We start from the raw sequence: 17958 nt of genomic DNA on the forward strand, positions 1-17958 counted from the left end.
GACGCATGGACGAGCAGCCCGAACCCGTACAGGACCCCGGCGCGGAGAGTGGCGGGTCGCTGGACCAGCGAGCCGAGCTCAGCGAGTTCCTGCGCACCCGGCGGGCCCGGCTGAAGCCGGAGGACGTGGGGCTGCCGGACTTCGGGCGGCACCGCCGGGTGCCGGGACTGCGCCGGGAGGAGCTGGCGCAGCTGGCCGGGGTGTCGGTGGCGTACTACACGCGCCTGGAGCAGGGCAACGGGCGGAACGTGTCGGCGGAGGTGCTGGACGCCATCGCCCGCGCGCTCAGGCTGACCGACGCCGAGCACGCCCACCTCACCCATCTGGCGAAGCCCAAGCAGCACAAGAAGAAGCAGACCGCCCGCACCCAGCAGGTGCGGGGCGCGCTGCGGCAGCTGCTGGACACGATGGACGGCATTCCCTCGTACATCGTGGGCCGGCGCTCCGACATCCTCGTCTGGAACCGGATGGCCGCGGCGGTCTTCGGGGACTGGGGGCAGCTGCCGCCGCAGGAGCGGAACTGGGCGCGGATGACGTTCTTGAAGCCGGACTACCGGGAGCTGTTCGTCGAGTGGGAACAGAAGGCCACCGACATCGTCAGCTACCTGCGCATGGACGCGGGCTGCCACCCGGACGACCCGCAGCTGTCCGCACTGGTGGGCGAGCTCTCCGTGAAGAGCGAGGAGTTCAGGCGGCTGTGGGCCACCCACGACGTCAAGGAGAAGAGTCACGGCGTCAAGCGGATGCACCACCCGCTCGTCGGCCACCTCGAACTCTCCTTCGAGACGTTCCGCCTGGTCGACGACCAGGAACAGTCCCTGATCACCTACCACGCCGAACCGGGCTCCCCGTCGGCCGAGGCCCTGCGCCTGCTGGCGAGCTGGGGCACGGACGCGACGCGGGCGGGTTTGGGGACGTCGGCGCCGGCGCCCTGAGAGCACCGGAGCCGACGTGTCGCGGCGGGGGGCCCGCGTCAGCCCCGGTACGGCGGTGCCGCTCCCCAGGTCCACCGGGGCACCGGCTGCTCCGCCGGCGGCGTCGCGTCCGGGCCGGAGAAGTGCACGGCCAGCCGTGTGCCCCACTCCACGTAGGCGAGGAAGGCCGAGCGGAACTCGGCGTCCGTCGGCAGGCCCGCCTCGTCCGCCGCGTCCTGGATCAGGTTCACCCAGCGGCGGCGCTGCGGCTCGGTGATGCCGCGGCCCATGTGCTTGGCGACCATGTGCCCGTGCCCGCCCTGCGTCTCGGAGTAGGCGGGCGGCCCGCCGAAGACCTCGGCGAGCCACAGTGCCACGTGCTCGGCGTGCTCGGGGTCCAGCCCCGCGAAGACGGGCGCGAGGAGCTCGTCCGCGAGGACTTTCTCGTAGAAGACCGTCGTCAGCCGGGCGAAGGCCTCCGCGCCGCCCGCCCACGCGTACAGCGTGGGCACGGCGGAGCCCGTGCCGCGGACCGTGGTCGGCTTGTAGTGCCGCATCTCCTCTATGTACGGGATGAACGGCCGGATCTCGGCGAGGAAGTCCTCGAACAGCTCCGACTTCCGGAAGCCTTCGAGGTGGTCCTCGGTCGAGGTCCAGGTGATGCGCAGGATGTAGTGCTCGAAGTCGTCCTCGCAGCGGTCCAGTTCGAAGTCGACGCACTGCGGTGCCGCGGCCAGCAGGGCGGCGGCCTTGGTGTAGGCGGACAGGAACACCGCCGACTGCTCTTCGGGGATGCGGTACCGGATGTACTCGACGGTCTGTGCAGTCATGTGCCCACACAAGCACGAGAGGCCTGCCGGAGGCTGTACCTCCGGCAGGCCTTTCGCTCAGCGCTCAATGAGCCCGCGATCTACTTCCCGTAGTAGGCGTTGTAGATCGAGATCGTCGACTTGTTGCCCTTCTTGTCGGCGATCTTGGCGTGGAAGGAGATGGCCTTGTCCTTCGCCGGGTTCTTCACGGTGATCTTGCCGTTCTTCACGGTGACCTTCTTCCAGGTCTTGCCGTAGTCGTACGACACGTACACCGCGAGCGACTTCAGGTTGGAGCCCTTGGCCGCGCCTTCGACGGTGACCGGGATCGACACCGTCTTGCCCGCCTCGACCTTGCTGTCGAGGCCCGTCTTGGCGTTGAAGCGGACCATGGAGGCCGGCAGCTTGGCCACGTCGCCGGTCGGCTTCTTCGAGCGGAAGGTCCAGCTCGCGTCGATCCGGGTGGAGGCGGCCGCGACCTTGACGCTGCGCTTGACCGAGGTGGTCAGCTTGTACTGGGCGTCACCGGCCGGGACCTTGAACACCGTCTCACCGAACAGCGGGTCGGCGCTGGTGCCGACCTTGGTGCCGTTGCGGTACAGCGAGGTGGCGACCGAGGTGAAGTCCGACGAACCGGCGTGCCCGGCCCCGTCGGCGAACAGCGGCAGCAAGCCGTAGATGCCGTTGCCCTCGCGGTAGAGCCCGTAGTCCGCGTTCAGGTGCGGGCCGAAGACCGCGGTGTTGAAGGTCTTCGTGTACTTCTTGCCCGCCTTGAAGGTCTGCGGGCCGCCCAGCGTGTAGAAGGCGTCGATGACCGGGAAGCCGTCCGCGTCCTTGCCGGCGTACTGCTCGAAGTCGAGGTCCCACTGGATCTTGTCGGCCGTCGAGAGGTACAGCGTGCGCGCACCCGGCAGCTTCTGCTCCACCGGGAGACCGATGACCACGTCCTCGGGGAAGAGACCCCAGGTGACGAGTCCGCCGGACTTGCCGGAGGCGGCGGCACCCAGGTTGTTCTTCACCGTGGCGAGCTCACTCGCCTTGAAGTGGCGGACCTTGTCGCCCTGGATCTTCTTGACCTTGGCGGTGGTGGCCACGTCGTACTCGGCGCTCGCGCCCTTGGTCCACTGGCCGTTCCAGGTCTGGGTGAGACCGGTGGCGGCCTCCGGACCGAGGTGGGCCATCCGCAGGTCGGCGAAGGACTTGAGGCCGACGCCGATGCCGATGCCCGCCGGCTCGTAGAAGTAGTTGCTCATCGCGCCGGTCTGCTTGGCCTGCGCGTCGGGCACCGTGATGTCGGCCGACTTGGTCTTGCGGGCGTCGATCGTCACCGAGGTGTCCTTGGTGACGTTCAGCTTCGGCTGGACCAGCCAGTCGAGGCCGCCCTCCAGGTTCACGAAGTCCTTCGCGATCCAGGCGTCCAGCAGGTACGAGCCCTTGGGCACCCGCATGGTCGTGGTGCCGGAGGCGGCCACCGGGACCTGGTAGCCGCGGCCGTTGCCGAGGCCCGAGTAGCCGAGGAGCAGGGTGTTGTAGCCGTCGGTCGGCTGCCCGTCCCGGCCGAGGTGCTTGACGGTGACGTCGTACGACTGCACCTCACGGTTGACGGCGGCGGCCGTACGGACGCTCTGTCCGCCGCCGGTCGCCGTCACGTACGCGGAGTACGCGCCGTCGAGCGTGCCGCCCAGCTTGGTGTTGACGGTGACGTCCACGGACGCCGTGCCGCCGTTCGCCGGGACGGTCACCTTCGTCGCGCCGAGCTTGAAGAAGCCGGCCGGAGCCGCCGCCCCCTTGGGGTTGGTGGCGGTCGCCGACAGGGTGAGCGTGACGTCCTTGGTGCCGAGGTTGCGGTACGTCAGCGGCTTGGTGTCCGGCTTGTCGTCGGTGTGCGGCCACTGCTGCGTGCCGAAGCTCACCGACACCGGCTCGGCGATGACGGTCTGCTTGATGGCCTTGTCGACCTGGATACGGCCCGAACCCTGCTGGAACGGGGTGTACTTGCCGCCCTTGGTGGAGGCGGTCAGCGCGCCCTTCAGCTCGGCGTACGTCCAGTCCGGGTGCTGCTGCTTGAGGATCGCGGCGGCACCGGCCACGTGCGGGGTCGCCATCGACGTACCGGAGATGGACAGGTAGCCGGCCGGCTTCTCGCCGACCTCCTGCTCGATGGCGCTGCCCTTGGCGGACGCGGCCGTGATGTCCACGCCCGGGGCGGTGACGTCCGGCTTGATCGCGCCGTCGCCGGTCCGCGGACCGGTCGAGGAGAAGTCGGCGAGCTTGTCCTTGTCGTCGACGGCGCCGACGGTGAGCGCGGCGTCCGCGCTGCCCGGCGAACCGACCGACTCCGGGCCGGAGTTGCCGGCCGCGATCGCGAAGAGGATGCCCTTGTCGGCGGACAGCTTGTTGACCGCCGCCTCCAGCGGGTCGACCTCGGGGGTGTCCATGCCGCCGAGGCTGAGGTTGACGACGTCGGCGCCCTGAGCGGCCGCCCACTCCATGCCGGCGAGGATGCCGGAGTCGTCGCCGGAGCCGGTGTCGTCGAGGACCTTGCCGGCCAGGATCGACGCGCCGGGCGCCACACCCTTGTACTTGCCGCCGGATTTGGCACCGGTGCCCGCCGCGATGGAGGCGACGTGCGTGCCGTGGCCGACGTGGTCCTTGACGTCGGTGGAGGTCGAGAAGTTCTTGGCCTCGACGACCTGGTTCTTGAGGTCCGGGTGGGTCGCGTCGACCCCCGTGTCCAGGACGGCGATCTTGACGCCCTTGCCGTCGTAGCCGGCCGCCCACGCCTTGGGGGCGCCGATCTGCGGGACGGACTTGTCGAGGCTGGCCTTGCGGACACCGTCGAGCCAGACGTGCGCGATGCCGGAGGCGGTCTTGTCGCCGTTGGTGACGGCGTCCCACAGGTCCGGCGCGTCCTCGTGCGGGGTCTGTACCGCGTCGGCGTTCAGGGTCTTGAGGGTCCGGCGCAGGGTGCCCGCGTCACGGACGTCGTTCTTGGCGGCGGCCGCGGCTCCCTTGTAGCCGACGATGACCTTCAGGCCGTTCTTCTGGGACGTGCGCGTCGCCGACTTGTTGAGTTCGGTGATGTCGAAGAGCCGCTGGTCGAGTTTGCCGGTGGAGACCAGTCGGGCCGCGTCGGCCGGAATCACGAGGGTGTGTCCGTCGGCCTTGCGGATCTGGACGGGTATGTTTTCGCGCCCCTCCGCCCGCTCCAGGCCCACGACACGCCCCTTGGTGTCGACGGTGACCCGGTCACCCGTGATCAGGGTGATGCGGTGGTGGGACGTGAGCTGGGCAGCGCCGGTCGAGCGCTGCTCGGGCTTCGCCGACGCCGGGCTGGTCATGCCCGCCGCCAGAGCGACGGCCGCTGCCGTGGCTATCGTGGCCGCGCCTGCTCTTTTCACTTGTCTGCGCAAGTTTCCCCCTTGCAGAAGTACCGGGTGAATTCCCCCTTCACCCGGCCGGGGGCGGTCTCGCACGCATACCCGTGCACCCCCCGGAACTCGCAGTATGCCGGGGGGTGATCAGGCACCTCAATAGACAGGTACCGCACAGGAAGGCTCTGTTACACGATCGTCGGGTAAGCGAATGTCTCCGGCCATTTCCGAATTTCGCCGCCGCGAGTTCGCCGTTGCGAGTTCATCGTCACGCCTTCCCGTCACGACTTCGCCGTCACGACTTCCCGTCACGGCTTCCCGTCATGACTTCCCGTCACGAGACGGCGTTCTCCTTCACCGTGATCTTCCCCTTGCGGATCGTGGCAAGACGCGGGGCCTTCTTCGCGATCGCGGAGTCGTGGGTGACCATGATGAAAGTGAGCCCGAGCTCCTTCCACATGGTCTCGAGCACGTCCATGATCTCGTCGCGCATCGACTCGTCGAGATTTCCGGTGGGTTCGTCGGCCAGCAGTACCTTCGGCTGCTTGACCAGCGCGCGGGCGATGGCGACGCGCTGCTGCTGGCCGCCGGACATCTCGCCCGGCAGATGCCCGAGCCGCTCGCCGAGCCCGACCGACCGCAGTGCCTCGGCGGCCCGTTCGCGCCGCTCCTTCCCCTTCACGCCGAGCGGAACGAGGGCGGTCTCGACGTTCTCCTGCGCGGTGAGCGTCGGGATCAGGTTGAAGCTCTGGAAGACGAAGCCGATGTTCTCGCTGCGCACCTTGGTGAGCCGGGCCTCGGACAGCCTGGCCATGTCCGTGCCGTCGAGGACGACTTCACCGGACGTCGGCCGGTCCAGGCCGCCGAGCATCTGGAGCAGCGTGGACTTGCCGCCACCGGTGGGACCTTGGATGACCAGACGGTCCCCGTCGGCGATCGTGAGATCGACACCGTCGAGCGCGTCGACGGTGTCCTTGCCTCGGGTGTAGCGCTTGGTGACACCTTTGAGTTCATACATGGTGAGTGCTCCTGGGGTGGTGAGGAAGTTGTCGATCCCGCGTAACTGCGGGCAGTCGTGCCGCTGGGGCGATGGGGGTCCCCCCGCTCGAGCGAAGCCGAGAGTGGGGGAGGGTGGGCGCAGTGGCACCCACCCCGCACACGCCGGGCCGCGCGACCCGCCCCTCGCCCCGTCCGACGTCGGCTACTCGACGCGCCGAAGGGCATCAGCCGGCCGCAGTCGAGAAGCTCGCCAGCCACCGAACGCTCCGGCGATCAGCCCACCCGCCACAGCAAGCCCCACCGCGACGCCGATGGTCGTCAGACTGACCGGCGCGGTGAGCGTGACGTCGAGCGTCCGAGCCGCGGCCTGCCGGCCACCACCGAAGCCTCCGCCACCGCCGGGCCCGCCCCCGAGCCCCCCACCGCCGCCGCCCAACTGCGCCTGCAGCGTCGGGCTGATGGCCGTGACGACGTACGCCCCGGCCAGCCCCAGCGCGATGCCCAGCGCACCACCGACCAGCCCGTTGACCATCGCCTCGCCGACGACCTGCCGGGTCACCCGCCCCGACTTCCAGCCCAGCGCCTTCAGCGTGCCGAACTCACGCACCCGGCGTGAGACGGCCGAGGAGGTCAGCAGACCGGCGACCAGGAACGCGGCGATGAGCACGGCGATCGACAGCCACTTGCCGACGCTGGTGGCGAGGGAGGAGGCCGTGGAGAGGGAGCCGGACACCGTGTCCGCGAGGTCCGCTGAGGTCGTCACCGTCGTACCGGAGACGTTCTTCTGGATGGCGGACTTGACGCTGTCGATCTTCTGGGAGTCGGTCGCCTTGACGTAGATCGTGGTGACCTTGTTCTTGGAGTCGCTGAGCGTCTGCGCCTGCGTCAGCGGGATGTAGAGGTCGGCCGCCGCGTCACCGCTGTCGGCCGTGGCGACGCCGATCACCTTGTACTTGACGCTCTTGATGGTGACGGTGCTGCCGACCTTGAGCTTCTTCTCCTTGGCGTACGCCGAGTCGACGACGGCCACCTTGGCGTCGGTCTCGGACGACGTGAACGTGCGGCCGCTGGTGATCTTCGAGGAGGTCAGCGGGCCGAGGGCCGGCTCGGTGACGTCGGTGCCGTAGACGGAGTAGTTGTTGACGTCGAAGTTGGCGCCACCGCCCTGCACTTCGCCCTGCGGCTGGCCGGTGCCGCCGCCCTGGCCGCCGGGGGCGCCCTGCCGGTTGCCTCCCTCGCCGTTCTGCTGGAACTGGCCGCGGGTGAACTCGCCGCTGACCTTGATGACTTGGAGGCTGAGGCCGCCCACCGCGCCGGAGACGCCGGTCTGCTTGTCGACCTTGGTGACGGTCGCGGTGGACAGGGTCTGGAAGCCCTGCACCACGACGCGGTCGGTGCTCTGCTCCGCGCCGGAGTCCTCGTCCCGCGCGTCGAACCGGAAGCGCGGCCGGTCGGAGGCACTGGCCTGCGGCTGGGCCGCCTTGGTGACGGTCATGTCGGTGCCGAGACCGTAGAGGGACTGGAGGACCTTGTCCTGGGCCTTGCCCATGCCGGAGGACACGGAGTTGACCACGATGACCAGCGCGATACCCAGCGCGAGCCCGGAGGCGACGACGAGGGCCGCTTTTCTGCGGCGGCGCAACTCGCGCCTCAGGTAGGTGAAGAACATGGCCGCAAGGTAGGTACGGCGCGTGATGAAGGGATAAGCCTGACATAAGAGAAGCATGAGAAGGCTGTGCCTGGCCCGGAAACACCGATGCCGCCCCTGGGGGCGGCATCGGAAAACTGTGAATTACGGGTCGGTCAGACCGCCGAACCGGCCTTCCAGTCGGCCCAGCTCAGGTTCCAGCCGTTGAGGCCGTTGTCCGGCGAGACCGTCTTGTCGCCGGTGTTCTGGACGACCACGACGTCACCGAGGATCGAGTTGTTGTAGAACCACGCGCCAGGCGTGTTGGGGTCGTTGGCGCCCTTCGTGTCCGACAGGCCCACACAGCCGTGGCTGGTGTTCACACTGCCGAAGATGGACTTGGCGCCCCAGTAGTTGCCGTGCACGAAGGTGCCGGAGTTCGTCAGACGGATGGCGTGCGGCACGTCCTTGATGTCGTACTCGCCCTTGCCGTCGTCGTCGGTGAAGCCCACGGTCGCGCCGTTCATGCGCGTCTCCTTGAACTTTTCCGACATCACCATGACGCCCTCGTACGTCTTGTTGTCCGGCGAACCGGCCGAGATCGGGATGGTCTTGACGGTCTTGCCATCCTGCGTGATCTTCATCTGCTTGGTCTTGGCGTCGACGTACGTGACCTGGTTCCGGCCGATCTTGAAGGTCACCGTCTTCTGCTGGACGCCGTAGACACCGTCTGCTCCCTCGACACCGTCGAGCGCGAGCTTCAGCGTGACGGTGGAGTTCTCCTGCCAGTAGTCGTCGGGCCGGCAGTCCATGCGGTTGGCGTTGAACCAGTGGCAGACGACCTCCTGACCGCTGGTGGAGGAGACCGTGACGCCCTTCTGGACGGCCGCCTTGTCGGTGATCGCCTTGTCGAAGTTGATCGACACGGGCATCCCGACCCCGACGGTGGTGCCGTCGTCCGGTGTGAAGGTGCCGATGAAGCTGTTGGTCGGCGAGACCGTGGTGAACGAGGCGTTCTCGTGGGCGACGCGCCCCTCCGAGTCCTTCGCCTCCGCCGTCAGCTTGTAGGTGGTGGACCGCTCCAGCTGGGCGCTCGGCTTCCAGCTCAGCTTGTCCGCGGATATCTCACCACTGACCGCGGTGCCGTCCGCGGTCGTCATCGCCACGTCGGTGAGCGTCCCCTTGGTCACGGTGACGGCGGCGGAGTTGTTGATGGAGGCGTTGTCCGAACCGTCCTTGGGCGTGATCTTGATCTGGGCCTCGGAGGTCTTCTCGGCCGCGGCCTCGTCGACCTTGGCCTGTGAGGTGTCCTTGCCGCCGTCGTTCCCGGAGGCGTCGTCGCCGCCACTGGAACACGCCGAGAGCACCAGCACACCGCCGAGCAGTGCGGACGCGACCGTCAGGCCCCTGCGCCGCCTACTGTTGGTCATCACACGCTTCTCCATCGTTGCCGAATCCCCAAAAGCCCGAGAGTCCCCGTCAAGAACCTTCAACGCTACGACCGGTTCGTCCCGTTCCACATTCATTGAAGGTGTGGGGCACACCACGTTCCCGGAGGCGGGTGGTGCGGGGGTCGGTCCGTGCGCCCCATGAGACGACGAAACCCCGAACAGCGGTTGCCGTCCGGGGTCACGATTTCCCCAAGGAACGTCAGCCGACCCGCTCGTTCTCGTGGTCGTCCCCGACTTCGCGGTCGTCCTCGACCTCGCCGTCACCTTCGAACGCGTCGCCGTCGTCGCCCTCGTCGTCTTCTTCGTCGACATCATCCTCGTCCAGACCCCAGTCGGGCGAATCGGGATCGTGGGCGATCTGCTCGCTGGACCAGGAGGCCTGGGCGAGTTCGACCCCCGGGATCTCGCTGACCAGGTCGAACGGGTCGACGAGGTAGGCGAGGGCCTCCGCGGTGTCCTCCGTCACAGCGCTCTCGGCGTGTGCCCGCTCGTCGGCCGGCAGGTCGGTGTCGTCCGCGATCCGCCCCAGCGCGGCCTCGATGACGGCTCCGGCGTCGTCGATCTCGAGAATCAGATCGACGCGAAGCCGTACATAACGTGATGTCTCTGGAGTGCTCATGCCCGGAGCGTAAGGCTCATCCCTCCCGTGACTTTCCCGTGACCCGCACCTTTCACTAACATCGCCCCACACGGCCAATTCGCCAGCGCCACAAGGGGATCGATATTCCGTGTCACCCGCTCGACGTTCGTTGCTGACCGCCACCGCCGCGGGGACCCTTCTGGGCGCCCTGTGGTTCGTCCCCTCCGCCAACGCGACGGGGGACCAGCCGGCCAGAACGAAGCCCTCGGCGACCCCGACGTCGCAGGTCACGACCCAGGCACGGGCCATGTCCACGGACACCAGCAGCACGACCGGTGACGCCACCCGGCTCGCCGACACCGGCAGCTTCGACACCACGCCGTACGTCGCCGGCGGGACCCTGTGCCTGGCCCTGGGCGCCGGGTTCGTGGTCTATTCGGTGCGCCGGGAACGCCTCGGCTTTTAAACCGGCTTGACGCGTTCTTGAGGAAACCTTCATAGTCCGCTCATGAAGAGATCATCGGGCGCGCGCATAGGCGCCACGGTTGCCGTGAGCGTGCTGTCGCTCGCCCTCATCACGGGCTGCTCCGACGAAGGGTCCGACGACCCCAAGAACTCCGCGGACTCCGGGTCGTCCTCGTCCTCGTCGCCGACCGCGGCCGCGAAGGCGTACAGCGCGGCGGAGCTGGAGAAGCTGCTGCTCGCGCAGGGCGAGATCAAGGGGTACAAGGTCACCTCCGGCGACGACACGCTGCCGAAGTCCAAGAGCGTGCTGAAGAACATCGACAAGGCCGAGTGCGAGCCCGTCGCCTACGCCATGGCCGCGCTGCCGCCGGGCGACACCGACGCGAGCGCGAGCAACACCGTCACCGAGGACGCCCCGACGGACGCCGCCTCCGCGGGCGACCTGGCCGAGGCGTTCAACCTCACCGCGACCTACGTGGGCCTCTCCTCGTACGAGGGCGACGGCGCGGAGAAGGCCTTCAAGGCCGTCTCCGACGGGATCACGGCCTGCTCCGGCGGGTTCGGCTTCACCGCCGACGGCACGGACACGAAGATCACCAAGATCACCTCCGAGAAGGCCTCCGGCGTCGGCGACGAGTCGGTGGCGTTCGCCGTGGACTCCGGCGCGGACGGCGAGTCGGGCACCTTCCACACCGAGGTCGTGCGGCACGGCAGCACCATCGCCACGTACTACTCGGTGAACTTCGCCGCGCTCACCACCGGCAAGGCCTACGACATCCCGGCCGCCGTGATCGACGCGCAGGGCGCCAAGCTCAAGTGACCACCCGGGGCCCCGTCGGTCGGCGGACCGGCGGGGCTCCGTGCTGTCCGGCCTGGGCTACCGCAGTGGCCCGGTGACCGTCTCCGCCGCCGTGACCAGCTGTCCGGCGCGTACGAAGGCGTCCGCCGCGGCGAGGTCGGGCGCCAGGAAGCGGTCCGGGCCAGGGCCGGCGACCCCCGCGGCCCGTACGGCGTCGATGACCGCCCGGGACGCGGGCGCCGGGGTCAGCCCCTCGCGCAGCTCGACGGCGCGCGTGGCGGCGTACAGCTCGATGGCGATGACACGGGTGAGGTTGTCGACGGCCGTGCGCAGCTTGCGGGCGGCCGACCAGCCCATGGAGACGTGGTCCTCCTGCATCGCGGAGGACGGGATCGAGTCCGCGGACGCCGGTACGGCGAGCCGCTTCATCTCGCTGACCAGCGCCGCCTGCGTGTACTGGGCGATCATCAGCCCGGAGTCGACGCCCGGGTCGTCGGCCAGGAACGGCGGCAGGCCGTGGCTGCGGTTCTTGTCGAGCAGCCGGTCGGTGCGGCGCTCGGCGATGGAGGCGAGGTCGGCGGCGGCGATGGCCAGGAAGTCGAGGACGTAGGCGACCGGGGCGCCGTGGAAGTTGCCGTTGGACTCGACGCGCCCGTCGGGGAGCACCACCGGGTTGTCCACCGCCGAGGCCAGTTCGCGCTCGGCGACGAGGCGGGCGTGCGCCATGGTGTCGCGGCCCGCTCCCGCGACCTGCGGGGCGCAGCGCACGGAGTAGGCGTCCTGGACGCGGGGCGCGTCGTCCTGGTGGTGGCCGGTGAGTTCCGAACCGTGCAGCACGGCCAGCATGTTGGCGGCGCTGGCGCCCTGCCCCGGGTGCGGGCGGATGGCGTGCAGTTCGGGGGCGAGGACCTTGTCGGTGCCGAGCAGGCCCTCCAGCGACAGGGCGGCCGTGATGTCGGCGGACTTGTAGAGGGTGTCCAGGTCGGCGAGGGCCATGACCAGCATGCCGAGCATGCCGTCGGTGCCGTTGAGGAGGGCGAGGCCCTCCTTCTCGCGCAGCTCGACGGGTGCGAGGCCGTGCGCGGCGAGGAGTTCGCCGGCGGGGCGTACGACGCCGTCCGGGCCCTCGGCGTCGCCCTCGCCCATGAGCGTGAGGGCGCAGTGGGACAGCGGGGCCAGGTCTCCGGAGCAGCCGAGGGAGCCGTACTCGTGGACGACCGGGGTGATGCCGGCGTTCAGGACGTCGGCCATGGCCTGCGCGACCTCGGGGCGTACGCCCGTGCGTCCCGAGCAGACGGTCTTGAGCCGCAGGAACATCAGGGCCCGTACGACCTCACGCTCGACCCGCGGCCCCATGCCGGCGGCGTGCGAGCGGACGATGTTGCGTTGCAGCTGGGCCCGCAGCTCCGGGCTGATGTGCCGGGTCGCCAGGGCGCCGAAGCCGGTGCTCACGCCGTAGACGGGGTCGGGCTTGGCCGCCAGCGCGTCCACGATGCCGCGGGCGGCGGCGAGAGCCGCGACCGCCTCGCCGGAGAGCTCGACCCGGGCGCCGGCGCGCGCCACGGCGAGGACGTCGGACGCGGTGACCCCGGACGTCCCCACCACCACAGTGTGCATATCCATATTCAGGAGCGTACGCAGTGAATTCCGAGATGTCACCAGTGGGGGCCGGGTTCGCCCCTTACCGATGGGTCACGCTTCAGCCACGCCCGCGGAAGCGGCGGCGCTCGGCGGTCGGCTGCTCGACGGCGGGCTCGTCGGCAAGCCGTACGACGGGATCGTCGGGGCCCGCGCGCCCGGCGACGACCGGGCGCGAGGACCGCTCGGCCTTGGCCTGGTACTGGGCGGCGTCGGCGAGCCGGAACAGCCGGCGCGCGGAGTGCACCGGCCCGATGGGGTCCTCGGTGGACGCGACCCCGCAGGCGACGCCCTCCCCGAGCTCCAGCTCGGCCGCCCGGCGGCAGAGTTCGTCGGCCGCCTTGACGACGTCGTCGGCGGCCGGTCCGACGGTGAGCAGGCAGAACTCGTCCCCGCCCAGGCGGGCGGCGAGCGCGCCGGGGAGCATGGCGCCGCAGAGCGAGAGCACCGACCCGAAGCGTTCGAGGAGCCGGTCCCCGACGGCGTGCCCGCAGGTGTCGTTGACGCGCTTGAGCCCGTTGATGTCGCAGACGACGAGACTGACGACCGCGCCGTCCCTGCGGTGCCGCTCGACGGCCTCGTCCAGTCGGGAGTCGACGGCCCGACGGTTGGCCAGACCGGTCAGCGCGTCGGTGAACGCCAGCCGCCGCACCTCCTCCAGCCGCTCGGTCTGGGCGAGGCCCGCGGCGACGACGGAGGCCAGGACGGTGGCGAAATCCGCGTCCCCGCGGTCGAAGACCGGGGCGCCGACGGGCCGGGCGACATACAGCTCGCCCCAGGCCCGGCCGTGCAGCACGATCGGCGCGACCACGCAGCAGCCGCGGCCTCGGCGGCGCAGGGCGGCGACACGCTGATGGACGTAACCGGGCCGGCGTCCGGCGGCGGGCCCCGCCGCGGTCTCCACCCAGGCGTCGGGCTCACCGCCCCCGGCCCACCGCTCGTGCAGGAACTCGGTGATCTCGGCGAACTGGTACACCGGGTAGGTTTCGGCGTCCGGGAACTCCTCCTCGTCCTCGGCACGCTCCCCCACGTTCACCAGCACCCGCAGCCGCCCGAGCTCCCGCTCCCACACGGACAGCGCGGCGAAACTGCCCCCGAGCGCCCGGTACGCCCCGCTGGCGGCAGCCCACCACACCTCCCGCGAGCTGTGCGCGGCGGCCATGCCCTGAGCCAAAGCGACAACACCCGCGAGCCGACTGTCCTCACCCATCACACCAGGCTAGGGAGTTTCGGGGCGAAACGGGCGTTGGATGCGGCGGCGGGGTGACTGCCCCGGTGGACCGCCTGGAAAAGGGCGAAGGCTCGGTGCCTCTACTCCCCCGGCCAGGAAGGACGCCGCTTCTCGTTGAACGCCGCCACCCCCTCCGCCCGGTCCCCCGAGAACGCCACCGCCCGCCACGCCGCGTCCTCGACCTCCAGCCCGGCCCGCAGGTCCAGCCCCTGGCCGAGCCGCAGCGCCTTCTTCGCCGCCCGCAGCCCCACCGGCGAGTTCCCCGCGATGCGGGACGCCAGCGCCAACGCCTCCTCGCGGTCCCGCCCCTCCTCCACCAGCACATCGACGAGCCCCAGCGAGGCCGCCTCCCCGGCCTCCACCCGCCGGGCCGTGAAGATCAGCTCGGCCGCGCGGGCCACCCCCACCCGCCGCGGCAGCAGTTGCGTGCCGCCGCCCCCGGGGATCACGCCGACCGACACCTCCGGCAGCCCCACCACGGCCGTACGGTCCGCGACGATCAGGTCGCAGGCGAGCGCCAGCTCGAAACCGCCGCCCAGCGCGAACCCGTGCACGGCGGCGATCGTCGGTACCGGCAGCTCCAGGACGCCGGTGTAGGCGCCGCGCGCCACCGGCCGCTGCCGCAGCAGATCCGCGTCACTGAAGGAGTTCCGCTCCTTCAGGTCGGCCCCGACGCAGAAGGCCCGTTCATGGGTGGAGGTCACCACGACCACGCGTACGTCACGATCGGCGCCCAGCGCCGCGCACGCACCGGCGAGCGAGCGGGCCATCTCCGTCGAGACCGCGTTCATGGCCTTGGGCCGGTCCAGGGCCAGTTCCGCGACGTACCCGTCAGCCCCGTCGACGTGTCGCCGTACCCGCACGTACTCCCCGAACCGCTCCTCGCTCATGACACCCTCCCGGTTAACGACGGTTAACATCCGTTGCCCTGATCATCGCAGGCGTGCCCCGCGCAGGAAAGGGCCGGCCGGTTCCGGGGTCCGTACCCGACACCCCGTTCGAGTGACATCACGCCCAACCCGCACTCCACCGCCCATGGGAGGGCATAACGTGCGTCCGCCACAGCGCACAGGGGGCGCGGGCGCACGGGGAAGGATCACGATGACGACGACGGACACACCGGCGGCGAAGACGGCCAGAGACAGCGCGGAGGGCGCGGCGACCGTACCGCCGGAGTCGTACGGCACCGGAACCCGGCTCTGGAGTTCCCGCGGCCGGCACCGCCGCCCCCGGCCCCGCAAGGTGCTGCTCGCCGCGGGCGGCCTGGCGCTGGCGGCGGGCGCGCTGAGCCTCGTACAACTGACCCCCGATGCGGGCGTCGGCGGACTCGCCACCACGAAGGCCGGGCCCCGCGTGGACCAGGAGGAGGCCGGCGCGGACCGGGCGACCAACGCCGCGGCCACCGTCGCGGCCGTCGTCCCGGGGGCGCATCCGTCCGCGACCACCGCGATGGGCGGTCCGAGCGCGCTGCCCACGCCGGGTGTGTCCCTCGCCCCCGCCCCGGCCGCGAGGACGTCCCGGCCGTCGTCCCCGACGATCCCTCAGGCGCCGAACCCGACCGGCACGGCAGCGCCCACCACCGCGCCCCGTCCCTCGACGTCCCGAGGCAGGCCCCCGCAGCCCGCCCCGACACCCACGCCGAGCAGGGCCACGACTCCCCCGGCCCCGCAGCCGGACCAGCCGGACCGCCCGGACCAGCCGCACCAGCCCGGACTGTGCGTGCCGGTCATCGCCGTGTGCGTGGACCCGCTGACCGCCCGGCGCGACTGAGACGCGACTGAGACGGGCTACGGCTGCCCGGTCCGCCGCGTCAGCAGCCACGGCTCGACCACGCCGAGTCCGCGCACCGGCCGCTGCCACATCGGCTGCAGGGCGAAGCGGTACGTGGGCGGCTCCTCGCCCTCCTTCTCGGCGGCCGCCGCGGCCTCGGCCGCCTCCGCCTCGGAGGCCGGCGCGTCGCCGGTGCGGATCAGCTCCTCGGCGAAGGCGCTGTCGACGAGGACGGCGTCGCGCGGGGCTATCGACGTCAGCCGGGAGGCGAGGTTCACCGTCGTACCGAAAACATCGCCCATACGGGTGGTGACCGTGCCGAAGGCGATGCCGACGCGCAGCTCCGGCATGGTCTCGTCGGCCGCCATGGTCTCGATGAGCCGCAGGGCGATCTCGGCGGCGACGCCGGCGTCGTCCGCCGCGTACAGCACCTCGTCGCCGAGGGTCTTGACCAGCCGCCCGCCGCGCGCGGCGACCAGGTCGGCGGCGGTGGTCTCGAAGGCCTCGACGAGTTCGCCGAGCTCTTCTTCCTCCATACGGCGGGTGAGCCGCGTGAACCCGACGAGGTCGGCGAAGCCGACTGCGAGGCGCCGGTCGACCATCTCCTCGTCGTCGGCCGTCTGGACGACCCGGCCCGCCGAGGCGGCGAGCTGGCGGCGCCAGACGTAGACGAGGAACTCCTCCAGCTCGGGCAGGAGCAGCTCGATGATCGGGTACGTCACCTCGGTGCGGGTCATACCGGGCTCGGGCGGCTCGGTCAGCCCCTCCAGGAACGAGTCGATCTGCCATTCCGCCAAGCGGGCGGTGGTCTGCCCCGTGGAGCGCGCCACCTGCACGGCCATCGCCTCGCTCAGCAGCCCCGCCTCCACCAGGCCGGAGAGCCGGCGCAGCGCGAGCACGTCGGCCTCCGTGAGCGCCTTGGCCTGTCCGATGTCGGCGAAGCCCATGGCCCGCCAGAAGCGGGTGGCCAGCTCCACCGAGACGCCCGCGCTGCGGGCCGCCTGGAAGGGGGTGTAGCGCCGCTCGGCGCCCAGGATGAGCTGTTCGATGCGCAGGGCGAGCGGGTCGTCGTCGGACTCGGCGGCTTGGGGGTCCCCCTCCTCGAGCGAAGCCGAGAGTGGTGGAGGGTCCGCCCGGCCGTCCGCGTCCGCGCCGGAGCCCGTGTCGTCGACGGTCACGCCTGCTGCCCTTCCGATCTGCCGCGGTCAGTTCTCGACCGGCCTTCACTTTACGGCAGGTGTGCGGTAGCTCACTCCTTCGCTCCGCCAGGTGGAGCGAGGGAGGGAGTGGGTGGTTCGTGTCGGGGGTGCCGCGGGTCGTGTGCGGCCGGCCTCGCCCACGCGGCAAAGCCGCACCTCGACACGGCCCCGCCCCGTGGCCGCATCGCTCACGCGGGTCGCAGGTGCACGATGTCTCCCGCTCCCACGGGCTCCTCTACGCCCTCTTCGGTGGCGATCACCAGCCGACCGTCCCCGTCCACCGCCACCGCCTCCCCGACCACCGACCGGTCCCCCGGCAGCTCCGCCCGCACCGTCCGCCCGAGCGTGGCGCACCCCGCCACGTACGCCTCCTGCAGCCGGCTCGTCGTCGGGTCGCCCCCGGCCGCCCGCCAGCGCCCGTACCAGTCCTCCAGGGACCGCAGCACGCCCCGCAGGATCGGATCCCGGTCCGTGCTCACCGCCCCGGCCAGCGCCAGCGACCCGGCCTGCGGCACCGGCAGTTCGTCCGCGCGGAGGGTGACGTTGATGCCGACCCCGACGACCACCCCGTCGTCGCCGGCCCGCTCGGCGAGGATGCCGCCGGCCTTGCGTTCCTCGCCCGCCACGGTCACCAGAAGGTCGTTCGGCCACTTGAGTGCCGTGTCGACGCCCGCCACCCGTGACAGCCCCGTCGCCACCGCGACGCCGGTGAGCAGCGGGAGCCAGCCCCAGCGGGCCACCGGGACCTCGGCCGGCTTCAGCAGGACGGAGAAGAAGAGGCCCGAACGGGCCGGTGCGGTCCACTGCCGGTCGAGGCGGCCCCGCCCGGCGCTCTGCTCCTCGGCCACGAGCACCGCGCCCTCGGCCGCCTTGCCCGCGTCGGCCAGCGCCACCAGGTCGTGGTTGGTGGATCCGGTGAGCTGCACGATCTCGATGCCGGACCACAGGCCGTCGTCGCGCACCAGTGCCCTGCGCAGGGCGGCACCGTTGAGCGGCGGGCGCTCCAGGTCGGACCAACGGCTGTCGTCTGAGGCATCTCGCGGCGTCATGCAAGCCACCCTAGGTGTGGTAAACACCGCACTGCTGATTCCTGGGCACGCCA

General features: G+C 70.7%; 15 protein-coding genes. 4 read left to right on the top strand and 11 right to left on the bottom strand.

The features are described from left to right. The first annotated feature begins 5 nt into the window (after positions 1 to 5). Positions 6 to 935 (top strand): helix-turn-helix transcriptional regulator, encoded by a 930-nt coding sequence (locus tag ACWBNA_RS28935; protein WP_482707453.1) that lies wholly within the window; start codon positions 6 to 8, stop codon positions 933 to 935. A gap of 38 nt (positions 936 to 973) precedes the next feature. Here the strand turns inward: ACWBNA_RS28935 and ACWBNA_RS28940 are convergent, their stop codons facing one another. From ACWBNA_RS28940 to ACWBNA_RS28965, 6 genes are all read right to left on the bottom strand, one after another. Continuing rightward, complete coding sequence (locus ACWBNA_RS28940) at positions 974 to 1744, bottom strand: globin domain-containing protein (RefSeq protein ID WP_482707454.1); 771 nt, start codon at positions 1742 to 1744, stop codon at positions 974 to 976. Between the two features lie 80 nt (positions 1745 to 1824). After that, positions 1825 to 5064: a S8 family peptidase gene (locus ACWBNA_RS28945; RefSeq protein ID WP_482707515.1), complete on the bottom strand. Its 3240-nt coding sequence runs from the start codon at positions 5062 to 5064 to the stop codon at positions 1825 to 1827. A gap of 367 nt (positions 5065 to 5431) precedes the next feature. Further along, entirely contained in the window at positions 5432 to 6115 is a 684-nt protein-coding gene (locus ACWBNA_RS28950; protein WP_482707455.1) for an ABC transporter ATP-binding protein, read from the bottom strand. 183 nt (positions 6116 to 6298) lie between these two features. Beyond that, positions 6299 to 7765: an ABC transporter permease gene (locus ACWBNA_RS28955; RefSeq protein ID WP_482707456.1), complete on the bottom strand. Its 1467-nt coding sequence runs from the start codon at positions 7763 to 7765 to the stop codon at positions 6299 to 6301. A gap of 134 nt (positions 7766 to 7899) precedes the next feature. Next, entirely contained in the window at positions 7900 to 9153 is a 1254-nt protein-coding gene (locus ACWBNA_RS28960; RefSeq protein ID WP_482707457.1) for a L,D-transpeptidase, read from the bottom strand. Positions 9154 to 9373: 220 nt separating this feature from the next. Beyond that, a complete protein-coding gene (locus ACWBNA_RS28965) occupies positions 9374 to 9793 on the bottom strand; it encodes a hypothetical protein (RefSeq protein WP_482707458.1) in 420 nt (139 codons plus the stop codon). A 109-nt stretch (positions 9794 to 9902) separates the two neighbouring features. Between ACWBNA_RS28965 and ACWBNA_RS28970 the strand changes: the two genes are divergently transcribed. Then, complete coding sequence (locus ACWBNA_RS28970) at positions 9903 to 10220, top strand: LAETG motif-containing sortase-dependent surface protein (RefSeq protein ID WP_482707459.1); 318 nt, start codon at positions 9903 to 9905, stop codon at positions 10218 to 10220. Between the two features lie 42 nt (positions 10221 to 10262). Further along, positions 10263 to 11039, top strand: coding sequence for a hypothetical protein (locus ACWBNA_RS28975; RefSeq protein WP_482707460.1), 777 nt, complete (start codon positions 10263 to 10265; stop codon positions 11037 to 11039). A gap of 57 nt (positions 11040 to 11096) precedes the next feature. Here the strand turns inward: ACWBNA_RS28975 and hutH are convergent, their stop codons facing one another. From hutH to ACWBNA_RS28990, 3 genes are all read right to left on the bottom strand, one after another. Continuing rightward, positions 11097 to 12635, bottom strand: a complete 1539-nt coding sequence (hutH, locus tag ACWBNA_RS28980) for a histidine ammonia-lyase (RefSeq protein WP_482707517.1) — start codon at positions 12633 to 12635, stop codon at positions 11097 to 11099. 82 nt (positions 12636 to 12717) lie between these two features. Beyond that, the gene (locus tag ACWBNA_RS28985) at positions 12718 to 13866 is read right to left on the bottom strand and encodes a GGDEF domain-containing protein (protein ID WP_482707461.1); all 1149 of its coding nucleotides are present in this window, start codon (positions 13864 to 13866) and stop codon (positions 12718 to 12720) included. 101 nt (positions 13867 to 13967) lie between these two features. Further along, positions 13968 to 14777, bottom strand: a complete 810-nt coding sequence (locus ACWBNA_RS28990) for an enoyl-CoA hydratase/isomerase family protein (protein ID WP_482707462.1) — start codon at positions 14775 to 14777, stop codon at positions 13968 to 13970. A gap of 211 nt (positions 14778 to 14988) precedes the next feature. Between ACWBNA_RS28990 and ACWBNA_RS28995 the strand changes: the two genes are divergently transcribed. After that, positions 14989 to 15657, top strand: a complete 669-nt coding sequence (locus ACWBNA_RS28995) for a hypothetical protein (protein WP_482707463.1) — start codon at positions 14989 to 14991, stop codon at positions 15655 to 15657. 17 nt (positions 15658 to 15674) lie between these two features. On the opposite strand, the gene ACWBNA_RS29000 is transcribed toward ACWBNA_RS28995, so the two are convergent. Beyond that, positions 15675 to 16835, bottom strand: coding sequence for an adenylate/guanylate cyclase domain-containing protein (locus ACWBNA_RS29000; RefSeq protein WP_482707464.1), 1161 nt, complete (start codon positions 16833 to 16835; stop codon positions 15675 to 15677). A 209-nt stretch (positions 16836 to 17044) separates the two neighbouring features. Then, positions 17045 to 17905, bottom strand: a complete 861-nt coding sequence (locus ACWBNA_RS29005; protein WP_482707465.1) for a biotin--[acetyl-CoA-carboxylase] ligase — start codon at positions 17903 to 17905, stop codon at positions 17045 to 17047. Positions 17906 to 17958: the final 53 nt, after the last annotated feature.

This window comes from Streptomyces sp. Q2, assembly GCF_056820935.1.